Source organism: Bacillus sp. FSL R5-0820 (genome assembly GCF_038593385.1).
Classification (GTDB): Bacteria; Bacillota; Bacilli; order Bacillales; family Bacillaceae; genus Bacillus; species Bacillus altitudinis.
On record NZ_CP151991.1, the window covers coordinates 1,014,238 to 1,026,487 of the forward strand.

Annotated in this window: 11 protein-coding genes; 5 read left to right on the forward strand and 6 right to left on the reverse strand. The window is 41.9% G+C overall.

Annotation, left to right across the window (positions count from 1 at the left end):
* Positions 1 to 23: 23 nt before the first annotated feature.
* The 4 genes from NST15_RS05135 to NST15_RS05150 all read right to left on the reverse strand — a co-directional run bounded on the left by NST15_RS05135 (position 24) and on the right by NST15_RS05150 (position 5,121).
* Positions 24 to 1,169, reverse strand: coding sequence for a S8 family peptidase (locus NST15_RS05135; RefSeq protein ID WP_026050071.1), 1,146 nt, complete (start codon positions 1,167 to 1,169; stop codon positions 24 to 26).
* A 386-nt stretch (positions 1,170 to 1,555) separates the two neighbouring features.
* A complete protein-coding gene (locus NST15_RS05140) occupies positions 1,556 to 2,140 on the reverse strand; it encodes a histidine phosphatase family protein (RefSeq protein WP_017360298.1) in 585 nt (194 codons plus the stop codon).
* 61 nt (positions 2,141 to 2,201) lie between these two features.
* Positions 2,202 to 3,497, reverse strand: coding sequence for a globin-coupled sensor protein (locus NST15_RS05145; RefSeq protein WP_007497200.1), 1,296 nt, complete (start codon positions 3,495 to 3,497; stop codon positions 2,202 to 2,204).
* Between the two features lie 91 nt (positions 3,498 to 3,588).
* A complete protein-coding gene (locus NST15_RS05150; RefSeq protein WP_065460080.1) occupies positions 3,589 to 5,121 on the reverse strand; it encodes an FAD-dependent oxidoreductase in 1,533 nt (510 codons plus the stop codon).
* Between the two features lie 142 nt (positions 5,122 to 5,263).
* Here NST15_RS05150 and NST15_RS05155 point away from each other — a divergent pair, with 142 nt between their 5' ends.
* Positions 5,264 to 6,124: an SDR family oxidoreductase gene (locus tag NST15_RS05155; protein ID WP_050827114.1), complete on the forward strand. Its 861-nt coding sequence runs from the start codon at positions 5,264 to 5,266 to the stop codon at positions 6,122 to 6,124.
* 58 nt (positions 6,125 to 6,182) lie between these two features.
* Here the strand turns inward: NST15_RS05155 and NST15_RS05160 are convergent, their stop codons facing one another.
* Complete coding sequence (locus NST15_RS05160) at positions 6,183 to 6,419, reverse strand: IDEAL domain-containing protein (protein ID WP_008348804.1); 237 nt, start codon at positions 6,417 to 6,419, stop codon at positions 6,183 to 6,185.
* A 289-nt stretch (positions 6,420 to 6,708) separates the two neighbouring features.
* Between NST15_RS05160 and NST15_RS05165 the strand changes: the two genes are divergently transcribed.
* The 3 genes from NST15_RS05165 to NST15_RS05175 all read left to right on the forward strand — a co-directional run bounded on the left by NST15_RS05165 (position 6,709) and on the right by NST15_RS05175 (position 9,406).
* Positions 6,709 to 7,287 (forward strand): competence protein ComK, encoded by a 579-nt coding sequence (locus tag NST15_RS05165; protein ID WP_017366958.1) that lies wholly within the window; start codon positions 6,709 to 6,711, stop codon positions 7,285 to 7,287.
* A gap of 143 nt (positions 7,288 to 7,430) precedes the next feature.
* Positions 7,431 to 8,537, forward strand: a complete 1,107-nt coding sequence (locus NST15_RS05170) for a D-TA family PLP-dependent enzyme (RefSeq protein WP_342498917.1) — start codon at positions 7,431 to 7,433, stop codon at positions 8,535 to 8,537.
* Between the two features lie 386 nt (positions 8,538 to 8,923).
* Positions 8,924 to 9,406, forward strand: coding sequence for a hypothetical protein (locus tag NST15_RS05175; RefSeq protein WP_007499155.1), 483 nt, complete (start codon positions 8,924 to 8,926; stop codon positions 9,404 to 9,406).
* A 30-nt stretch (positions 9,407 to 9,436) separates the two neighbouring features.
* Here NST15_RS05175 and NST15_RS05180 read toward each other — a convergent pair whose 3' ends face one another.
* Entirely contained in the window at positions 9,437 to 10,876 is a 1,440-nt protein-coding gene (locus NST15_RS05180; RefSeq protein ID WP_025207099.1) for a PLP-dependent aminotransferase family protein, read from the reverse strand.
* Positions 10,877 to 11,019: 143 nt separating this feature from the next.
* Between NST15_RS05180 and NST15_RS05185 the strand changes: the two genes are divergently transcribed.
* A complete protein-coding gene (locus NST15_RS05185) occupies positions 11,020 to 12,189 on the forward strand; it encodes an MFS transporter (RefSeq protein WP_025207100.1) in 1,170 nt (389 codons plus the stop codon).
* The last annotated feature ends 61 nt before the right edge of the window (positions 12,190 to 12,250 follow it).

Here is a 12,250-nt window from a genome sequence, read left to right on the forward strand (position 1 = left end):
CGGATTTTTTTGTCACACTTATTTTAGTTAGAAGCCGCTTGAACGTTAATTAATCCTTTTCCATAATAGAACGAATTACCAAGCGGTGTTGCCGTATTTTCTAAGCGCTGACGAACCTGAGACGTTGATAGATTCGGATACTTAGAAAGGATAAGCGCTGCTGCTCCTGCTACATGAGGAGATGCCATTGATGTTCCCGTATAAGACGTATATCCACTGCTTGGTACTGTACTTAAAATCGATGTACCAGGTGCAGAAACATCTAATTCAGGACCTGCGCTAGAAGACGAGTTTCTGACATTGTTGCTGTTCACGTTGGCAACAGCAATTGTAGAGTCGTATTTTGCAGGATAGCCAACGGTGCTAGTAGAGCCAGTTGAACCTGAATTCCCTGCTGCGGCAACGACAACTACTCCGCGGTTATTCGCTGTGTCTACAGCATTTTTAAGCGCTGTGGAGCCGTTTGGTCCGCCTAAGCTCATATTGATGACATCCATGTTATTGGCAACAGCCCATTCAATACCGCTGATAATCCAGCTGTATTGTCCATCGCCGTAACGATCTAATACTTTAACGGCATACAAGGAGGCGCTTGGCGCAACCCCAAGAACACCAATCGTGTTATCAAGGGCAGCAATGGTTCCGGCTACGTGAGTTCCGTGTGATTGAAAGTCTTGTGTGGCATTTGGCTCTGAAGGGACGAAGCTAGCACCGCCTGCAACATTTAAGTCAGGGTGTGCGGCGTGGATTCCAGTATCAAGGACAGCTACTTTGACGTTAGCACCTTTATAACCTTGAGCGTGTACGGCTGGAGCTTTGATTTGAGGGATACCATAAGGGACGGTTTGGGCATATGCTTCTGCTTTGTGGTCTTCTTCTACATAAGCAATGCTAGGGTCGTGTTCAAGTTTTTTTGCGGCTTGTTCAGACATCTTCACTTGTGCAGCATTAATGAGGCGGTATTGTTTTTCTAATTTCCCACCATTTTGTGTCACTGCTTGTTTCTTAGAGCTGTTTGTGGTGGCAGAAGCTTTAAAGCCAACGATATAGCTTTTTTCGCTTTCTGACTTTGAGGCAGTCTCGGCATTTGCTATCGAGCCTCCAAACCCTGCTGAAAACAGAAGAGGGACAGCCAATAAAACACTTGTCATCACATTTTTCTTTTTCACGCACATTCCACATCCCTTTTTCTTATTTCAGAATAATCATCCGTAGTCTATTAGAATGATCCGTTTGATTATTCTGTATTTTCAGTTTAATAGAGATAGGCAAATAAGAGTAGACCTGAATTTTTGTGGAAGTCCTAGCGAAAAATAGGGAATTAAGTCGCTTGGAATTGATGGTAAAATATGTTTATTTTATATTTCTAACGGTTTTCTATTAAAAAGGAATCGTGCTTTTTTTCTCATGATCCATTTGAGGATAAACATTCGATACCCGAAATGCCATAAAATAGGTAGAAAAGGCTATCATCTATTTCGAATTTCGATATAAAAAAATATTATTTTATCATTGTTTTTGACATGAAAAAGAACCTGTTATGAAAACAGGTTCTTTAAGAAGGAGCAGATTGTGTTAAGTGGTTGACCACGTTGTAATCGTTCACCTTCCATTGACCATCTGTCCATTCCACATAATTTAAGCAGGCATTCTCAAGTCTTGTATCCTTAATACCCATATGTTCGTCAGCTAGTGAGGTGAGTAAGGCATGGATGGCAGCACCATGTGCTACGATTAGTACCCGTTGATCTGGGTAGGTTGCTCTCACTTTTTCGATACCTTCTAGCATTCGATCTTGAAGTGCCGATAGTGGTTCCATATTTGGATACTGTTTATTTGGAAACAGTTTCTGACGTTCCTCAAATGACATGCCTTCAGCGTCGCCATAGTCACGTTCAATAAAATCGTCCATGATCACGAGCGGTGCATGTACATGCTGTAAAATCAAATGAGCTGTTTCTTTTGCCCTTGATAGCGGACTGGAAATGACAACATCCCAGTGGGCATCTTTTAAGTAAAGACCGGTTTGTTCCGCTTGCCATTTACCAGTGTCATTTAAAGGGATATCTGTTCGTCCTTGAATTCGTTTTGCTGCATTCCAATCGGTTTCTCCGTGTCTGACTAGGCAAATTGCTGTCAATCAAATCCCGCCTTTTCTATCTTTTCCTCTATTATACTAAAACTGAAGAAGAATGACTGGATCAGTGATTTGTCAGACTCGTTAAGGACTCGACCGAACTTGCCACTTGGGACACTGTTTGTTTGACTTCTTTCAATTCGTTTAGGAATGTTTGCAAATCTATTTCAATTTTTCCGTTTTGGTTTTTGCTTAAGTTCATGCTGCTGACGATATCATCGAATAGCGAGTTGATTTGGGTCATTTTTTCTTTACTGTCTGTCACAAGTAAATTCACATCAGCAATATGCTGTGACACAATGGCGATTTGTGAATTTGTGTTGTTGACGAGCTCAGATACAGTTGAAACCGTTTTCTTTGTATCCTCTGATAATTTGCGAACCTCGTTTGCAACGACAGCAAAGCCTTTGCCATGTTCACCTGCTCGAGCTGATTCGATTGAAGCGTTTAAAGATAGTAAATTCGTTTGCTCCGCAATACCTGTGACGATCCCAAAAATTTGTTCAATTTGTTTCGCAATTTCTTCTAAGCGTTTAATTTCTGTTTCAATCTTTGTCATACTGCCGTCAATTTGGTTCATTTGCGTCTGCTGAATTTCTAACTCTTTTTTACCGCCAATTGATTTCTCTTCAACTTGTGCTGAGATCTTTGTGCCAGCCTGTGACATATCCGCCATCTCATCAGATTTTGATACAAGTTTGTCCACTGCATTTGTTGTGTTTGAGAAGAGAGAAGCAAGTGAATTAGATGTTTCTGTAATTTTTGTATGAAGCTCTTTTTGCTGTAGTTCTGCTTCATCACGAACTTTAGAGTATTCATTTTGGAACGTATCTAGGACAAGCTGTTGCTCTAGATTTAAAATTTTCGTCGTCGCCTTCACTGCCGTCTGATATTCTTTGAAATCTTGGATATGCTGGGCAAATAAATCCATTATGGATAGCAATAGGTCTTGGAAGGCTGCCATATACCATTTAGGTTGAAGTCCAATTCTTAAATGAACTTGTGCAATTTTAATTCTTTTGGCCACATAAGATTCGTCAATCACACCGGCAAACATTTCACTAATATGAATGCGTAGTGTTTTCTTTAGACGCTCGACTGAGCTGTTATCTTGAATGATGTGCATCAAGGAAGACTCGACTTCTAGGTTTTTATAAAATTTATCGACGATATGTTCAATTTCATCTTGAACGATTGGATTCAGCTGTTTCAAGATAAAAAGGTCTTGCTGCGTCAAATCAATCATTTTAATTTGTTTGGCAATGTCCGTATTCTCCGGAAAATTGATTCGTTTTATCCCATCATCCTGCTGTGTGAAAAAAGCAGTGTTTTTCTTTTTACTCTCTTTTTTAAATAACAATGTGTTTGTCCCCCCATGATCATCAAAAATATCAGACTTTATGTTTTTTATCGGATAATATTGGATTTTTTAAAGGGGAAACAGTGAAATTTTACTGTTCTTTATATGACCTTTTTAGTGGTTTTTTCGCCGGACCTTCTACTACTTCTCCCGTAATGGAGAAACGAGACCCGTGACAAGGACAGTCCCACGTGCGGTCACTATTATTCCACGCGACTTCGCAGCCTAAGTGAGTACAGGTTGTATCGACAAGAAAGAGATCGCCGTCCTCTGACTTAAAAGCGCCACATTTTTTGTGCTCATAAGATACAATGCCGCCTTCACCCGGTTTTAAATCATCAATTGTTTGATCAGCTCGCTTTAATTTACCGCTGATCAGCTTTGCTGCAACATTGGTGTTTTCTTTGATAAAGTCTTTTACGAATGCGTCTGACACGAGTCTTGATGGAGTAAAGAGGGATTCGTAAGGATTCGATTTTCCTTCGATCAAATCTCCGATCAGTGTCGCTGCTACGTGGCTTGTGGTCATGCCCCATTTTCTAAAGCCTGTTGCCACAAAAATATTCGAATGATGTGATGTCAGGCGGCCAATGTAAGGGATTTGATCCATTGTGACCATATCATGAGTGGACCAGCGGTAAAGGACTTCCGTTATACCAAGGGTGGCTTCACCAAACTTTTCTAGTGCTTCATAGTGTGCGGATTCATCTCCGCCTTGTCCGGTTTTATGACCTTGTCCACCGATGAGCACGACATCTTCTCCATGGAATCTCGCCGTTCTTAATGAATGGGCAGGCTGATCAATTCCTAAGTACATGCCGTCTGGGAGCGGTTTTTTTGTTTTGGCTGCGACGACATAAGATTGCTCAGGATGGATTCGAGTGAAATACAGTCCTTTGCCATCGTAAAAAGGAAAGTGTGAGCATGAAATGATAGAGCGCCCCATCAGATGATGGCCACTTTTTGTGATGACAGCAGGGTGTTTTCCTTCTTTTACATCGACTGCCGTTGTCTGTTCAAATATGCGCACGCCTCGGTCAATGAGCTGATCGATCAGTGCATGAAGATAATGAAGAGGATGAAATTGTGCTTGCTGCGTCATGGCGAGGGCTGCCTTGATGCCAGCATCAAACGGGAGCTCTGTTTTCCATTCGCGATCGATACCGAGCTGTTTATACGCATCTAATTCCTTCTTTAACTTTTTGACGCCGTTTTCTTCTGTTGTATAAAGGTAAGCATCTTTTACCTCAAGCTGACAATCAATGTCATACTCTTTCACACGTGCTTGGATGAGCTCCTTTGCTTTTTCATTTGCTTCTACATATAAACGGGCTTTCGGCATACCAATATGCTGAATCAGCTCATGATAGTAAACATCATGCTGGGAGGTAATTTTCGCTGTCGTATGTCCAGTGGTTCCTTGCAATACTTGATCAGCATCTATGATGATGACATCCAGCCCGCGTTCTATCATCTCAAATGCAGTAGCGATACCTGTAATACCGGCACCGACAATGATGACATCTGCTGTAAGATCTTCGCTGACAGTAGGAAAAGAGGGCTTCTCACTATCAGCTAGCCATAACGACTTTGCTTGCTCCGATCCTTTATGTTCTTGTTCCATGTTGTCGCCTCCAGTCACTTGTTGTGTATAATTTTTCCACGATGCTGAAAATCATACATTTTATTGGAAACAAGAGCGAAATACATAAAAAAATGAGCAACACATAAAAATAAACGAGATAAAAAGGAAGGAGTGGACTGACGTGTCAACAAAGCAGCCAAAGAAAACGTTACCGCCTCAGCATCAGAACGAACGTCCAGGACTTGAATATAAAATGAACCCTAGACCTATCTTTGATCGAGAGGTGCAAGGCAAAAAGCTGACAGGGAAAACGGCGATTGTCACAGGTGGAGACAGCGGGATTGGACGAGCAGTATCTGTCTTATTTGCGAAAGAAGGAGCCAATGTAGCAATTGTTTATTTGAATGAACATCGCGATGCGGAAGAAACGAAGGACTATATTGAAAAGATGGGAGGACGCGTCATTTTAATAGCAGGTGACCTAGGGGATGAAGCTTTTTCAAACGAGGTCGTCAAAAAAACAAAAGATGCTTTCGGTTCGATTGATATTTTGGTCAACAACGCAGGTGAACAGCATCCGCAAAAAAGCATTGAACAGATTACCTCTCACCAGCTTCTTCGGACATTTCAAACGAATATATTTGCCATGTTCTATTTAACAAAAGCGGTGCTCCCTCATTTAAAGAAAGGAAGCAGTATTATTAATACAGCATCGGTCACTGCTTATAAAGGTCATGAAACCTTAATTGATTATTCATCGACAAAAGGGGCGGTTGTAACGTTTACAAGATCATTATCTCTATCTCTTATCAAACAAGGGATTCGGGTAAATGGGGTAGCGCCTGGACCGATTTGGACACCGCTGATTCCATCCACATTTACGGAAAAGGAAGTGTCTGAATTTGGTGGAGATGTCCCAATGGAGCGGCCTGGTGAGCCAGTAGAGTTAGCGCCGAGTTATTTATTTTTAGCGAGCGAAGACTCTTCTTATATGAATGGACAAATGATTCATGTGAATGGCGGAACCATATTAAATGGATAAAAACAAAAAACTTGCGGTAAAGAGACAAGCTTTTGTCTCTCTGCCGCAAGTAAAATCATCATGATTGATGTAAGCAATGTTCTGCATATTGAGCTGACAGGTCATTAAAACGCTTTTCATCACGCTGATCTAGCGCCTTGTCAATCTCTTCTCTAAGGAAGGTTAAGCGCTGTTTATAAAGCGCCTCATCTAAAACCATTTGAATATAAATGTCTAAAATAGTAACGCCATTCTCTTCGGTTTTTTGGGTGTTGCGGGACTTCATGAGCTCAGCATACGTTTTTTTCTCTTTCATAAAGAATCCCCCCGATGCCTTTTTTATAGTATATGGATTGGCGGAGAAAAAATCAACAAGAATTTATAATTTTTAGACAATTTATTTTTGAGCCATATCGACACCCCTTGTCCAGTCGACAAGATACGATATATCTTTAAAAATGGCTTTTAGATAGATCGAATGTACTAAAAAATATGATAAAAAGATGATTTTAAATAAATATTGAAAAAATCCTGTCGTTTCTTATACGTTGGTGATAGATTAATAGTATCTAAAATAACCAAAAATTAACACAGGAGGAAATGAAGTGTCAGGAATTAGTGAAACACCATTAGATTCATACGTCATTAATCAAACAACAATGGCGGTCCTTCCGGTTGAAGAAGGAAAACGAGTATATTCAAAAGTGATCGAAAGAGAGACAAGCTTTTACGTTGAATTAAAGCCGCTGCAAATTATAGAACGCAGTTGCAGGTTCTTTGGCTCAAGCTATGCAGGCAGAAAAGCGGGAACATACGAAGTAACAGGAATTTCCCATAAGCCTCCCATCGTGATTGACTCATCCAATCATCTGTATTTCTTCCCAACCTATTCATCCAACCGCCCTCAATGCGGATGGATCTCCCACAAATACATTCATATCTTTCAGGAATCATCCCTCGGAGACACGGTTGTTACTTTTACAAATGAGCAATCGGTCAAACTAGATGTCTCATATAAGTCATTTGAGAGTCAGGTACACCGAACAGCGTATCTTCGAACGAAATTTCAAGACCGACTAGATGGAGGTCTTCCTAAGAAACAAGAATTTATGCTGTATCCAAAGGAACAGCAGCTCAACCTTGTGTATGATTTTATCTTAAGAGAACTTCGTAATCGTTATTAGTGAGAGACCAGCGGCAGACAGCCGCTGGACTGCTTACTCATCGCCATCACTTTTTTGCAGAAAAAACCATTGATTATCGTATAAAAAAATATATAATTTATCTATATCGTATAATTTTTTATACAATGAAAGGGGTCATGGGGATGATGTATGAAGAGCTGGATACGCCGGCACTACTCATTGATAAACGGGTGATGATGGAGAATGTAGCGGCGATGCAGCAATACGCAGACCGTCAGCATGTCAAATTGCGCCCTCATACGAAAACGCATAAAACGCCTGCACTTGCCAAGCTGCAGGAAGAGAAAGGTGCATCTGGCATTACGGTGGCGAAAGTAGGAGAGGCTGAAGTAATGGCAGCCCATGGGCTCAAGGATATTTTTATCGCCAATCAAATTGTAGGTGAGACTAAACTCAAGCGGATTCGTAAACTGGCAGAGTCGATACAGATTTCATTCGGTATAGATTGTGTTGAGCATGTGAAGCAGATTGAGCAAGTCTTTTGTGAATCAGAGAAAAAAGCGGAGGTTTTAATTGAGATAGAGGTTGGAGAGGGAAGGTCTGGTGTCATTGAAGAACGTGATTTCTGCCACATATTAGAGGCGATTCAAACAAGTGATGCCGTTCATTTAAAGGGGATTTTTTCTCATGATGGTCATACGTATCAAGCGGAAAGTAAAGCACATTGCCGGACATTATACAAGGAGGCTGTAAATCGAACACTCCGTTTTGCGCAGATTGCAGAAGAAGCTGGTATGCCGCTAGAGGTCGTCAGTATTGGATCAACACCGCCATTTTTATTTCAATTTGATATTCCAAAAGGAGTCACAGAAATACGGCCAGGCACATACATCTTGATGGATGCTTCCCAGTCCAATGTAATCGGCACATATTCACATTGTGCAGCATCTGTGCTGACGACGGTCATTAGTAAACCGACAGAGCGCCGGGTGATTACAGATGTAGGGGCCAAGGGGCTGACGGCACAAACACGTACAAAAGGGCTGACGAAAACAGAGGGCTTAGGCAAAGTGAAAGAATATGATGATGTATTTGTTTCAAGCGTATTTGACGAGCATGCCATTATCTATCATGAAGGCTTTCGTCAAAGTGTACAGATCGGTGAGAAGGTGCAAATTATTCCGAATCACATCTGTCCTGCTGTGAATCTTCATGAAAAAGCATACCTCATTCAAGATGATGAAGTGGTAGAAAAGCTGGAGATTGCTTGTAAAGGAAAGCTGCAATAAATTGGTAGGGTCATAGAGGGTGTTGCCGCTATGCAGAGCAGAATATAAGGCAGCTTCCATTCTAAGAAAGATCATCATTTTGAAATCCATACATCTAAGGAAAAGGCGCCGAAAGGGGTCTTTTTTATTTGAGAAAAATGACGAAGATGAAATAGATTGAAACCAAATGTGCCTTTCTCATCGTCTATTGACTGTATCATCATGAAATGGCAGGGAAATGTGAACCATTAGAAGGATTTTCATTCATTTCCGCATAAATCACAGAAGTGATACATGCGGTCTGTTACAATAAAAACAAGTCATTTCTTGCAATGTGTTCGTATGAGGTAAAAGTTGATCATATTTGACCGATATGAACAAATGGGAAAGAGAAATGGGGGCCCTGTATGAAAAAACGATGGCATTTGATGCTGCTATTTACCGTGACAGTGACACTACTCACAGCCTGCAATCAAGCAGGTCAGCCGCCTTCAAAACAAAACACAAAAGAAGCTGCGTATGAACAATGGGTTCAGCGTTATATGGATGAGTTAAATGAAGCATATGAAAACATGACCGATCAATTTATTTCGGATGGACATGGAAAAATTCAAGTAAATGAAAAATTGACAAAAGCGACGAAAGCATTCGACCGTGTCATTCAAAAAGGGCTTACTCATCAAGAAGTGCCAGCTGTGTATCAAAAGGCAGACAAACAATTAAAGACAGGTCTTGCTTCATTTGAAAAAGGAATGAGCAAGGTAGAGCAGCTGTTGAAGCGTCCTGATCAAGAAAAGCTGTTTATGTCAGCAACTCAACATTTTCAAGATGGATTGCAAGAGACAGCCTCTTTCATTGAAGAAGTGGGAAACGTTCAGCAATCACAATGAAAAGCCTGGAAGAGAGACTTCCAGGCTTTTTTAGATGTGCAGTGTTTGCTTTAATCGGCGTACACCTTCTTGAATCATGGCTTCATCCGTACAGGCAAAGCCAAGCAGCAACCCTTTCCTTTTGCTTTCATAACAATAGGGGCTTAATGGATAAATGCCGACACCTGCCGCTTTTGCGGCCTCAATCGTGCCTTGTTCATCAAAGTCTGATGTTCCTTCCAAAAAGACGTGAAGGCCTGTATCGGTTCCATATAAACGGAAGTGTTTGTCAAAGTGATGTGTCAAAAGAGCATCCATCATCGCTGCCTGCCGTTTTTTATACACCTGTCTCATCCGCCTGACATATCGCGTAAACTCTCCTTCTCTGAAAAAAGAGGCAAGAGTGATTTGCTCCATGATCGGCAGCTGTCTTTGAATAAGTGATTGCAGTGCAGCGATTTCTTTGATGACTGCTTTGGAGCCGATGATGGCAGCAAGGCGGATGCCTGGAGCAAGTACCTTGGAAAAACTGACAATATAGATCACATGATCGGGTGCTTCTGAAAATAAAGAAGGAAGCGGTCCGCCATGATAACGATAATCCCCATCAAAATCATCTTCTAATATGTAAGATTGAGCCTTCGCAGCAAACTGCAACAGCTCCCGTCTTCTATTGACGCTCATACAGACACCGGTTGGCCGCTGATGAGAGGGCGTTACAGCGATCAGCTTTGTACGTTCTGGCAATGTATTCACCATCATTCCTTCTTCATCGACTGGTGCGGGGTAAATAGTCATTTCGCGATGTAAAAAGGACAACCTAGCTCCAGGAAAACCAGGATCTTCAACAGCGACTGTATCTCCTTTTTTGAGCATGACTTGTGAAATTAAGTCAATGGCTTGCTGTGTGCCCCCTGTTAACACCATTTGGTCTTCTTCTATATCAATGCCGCGTTCAACCGATAAGTATTGGCGAATTTCTGAACGCACTTCCCATAATCCATGCGGAGAAGAATAGCCCCAATCCTTCATATTTAAGCGCTGTAGTGCTTTTAGAAGCGAGCGTTTCCATATGTTTTGAAAATGGTCGTCGATGGCTGGTTCTTGATGGCGGAAATCAATCTCAAGTGTGTCATGAAATTGATTGGCCGAGAGCCAGTGATCCATTTGTTTTTCAGCCTCGTCAAAGTGAGGTCTTGTCGGAAGTGCAAAAGGCGGTTCGTTTTGATGTGGGGGAGAAGCAGCATAGTGATTACTTGAAATGACCTTTGTCCCGCCTCTTCTAGAGGTGCTGACATAGCCTCTTGCTAGCAGTTCATCATAGGCAAGCTGTACGGTGGATCGAGATACGTTGAGCTCTTGTGCTAATACTCTTGTCGGAGTCAACTGATCATCAGGATTCAGTGTGTTTGTATGAATTTTTTGAATGATGCCATTGACGATTTGCTGCCAGAGCGGGGTAGAGCTGGAACGGTCTAAATGAATGTACACAGTGCACCTTCTTTCCTTTGTCATGTCATCATTGATGATGACATGGAATTATGGACTGGTCAATAGCTTCATTTTTGGATGTGGGAAGAAATCCAAATGATGTGTACACTGGTTCATATCATTTACACAGAGGAGAGAGTCCCATGATTCCTGCATCAAAAGAAGAAACAGCACAGCTATCTATGATTCCGTTTGTGTTCGTTTTATTTAGCCTTTTTATGATTACAACAGCAGTGAACCTGCAAGTCCCTCTTTATACGGAATATGCAGAGCAGGCAGGATACGGAAAGGCGTCAACAGCCCTTGTGTTTGCTGCGTATGTTTTCGGACTGATTCCAGTATTATTGTTACTTGGCGGCATGTCTGACCGGGCTGGACGAAAACCGATTTTATTGATCGCTCTTTGCTTTTCATTATGTGCCACCCTGCTCATGATCGTGCAGCCGACCATACAAATGCTCTTTGTCGCCCGGCTGCTGCAAGGAGTGGGACTTGGGTTAAGTGTTGGCACATGTACTGCCTACTTGATTGCTTTATATCCAGAGAAATCGGGCTGGATCCCAACGTTTATCGCATTATGCAGTTCAATTGGATTTGGAGGAGGTGCTCTTTTTACAGCGATTCTTTCTTTTGAGCGAGTGTCACTGACGCCTCTTAGCTATTGGATTGTGTTGGTCTTGATCATGTTGACGATTGTTGCTGTATTCTTTTTGGTGCCGCCTGTACAAGGGGATGCAAGTAAACCGCTAATGAACATGCCGAGGTTTCCAAAAGGGACAATGCCTGCGAACATAGCCATTGCTATCGCATGGTCTGTGTGCGGTCTTGTCATTTCGATTTTGCCAGCACAGCTTAAATTAAATGGCTATGAATTGTGGGTAGGCCCGGCGCTGTTTTTTATTAATATGGCAGGTGTTCTGATGCAGCCTTTTGTCCGAAAGATGAATAGCAGTGCAGCGCTTCGTATCGGTTTTATTTGTCTTCCGTGCGGATATGGCCTGCTGTTATTCGGTGCTAATAGCGGGTCTATATTCCTTGTCCTTGCTGGAACTCTTTTAGCGGGCACAGCTTGCTATGGATTTACTTACTTAGGCGGTCTCCAGCTGATTGTTGAGAAAGGGAAGAAGGAAGCGGCTAGAGCCGTTGCTGGATATTACTTGTTTGCGTATCTAGGTCTTGGCATACCAAGTGTGTTCGTTGGTCTCTTTGCTGATATGTACGGTACTCAGACAGTGTTAACGCTCTTTTTCATGCTCGTGCTGGCAGCCTGTCTGATCTTGTTTAGTTTAAGTTTCAGAGAGAGGCAAAAGTGAAATGGATTCTTTCTCTTTCCTCTCCAATTCGTTTAAAATAAAGACAGAAGAGGGGGAGGGA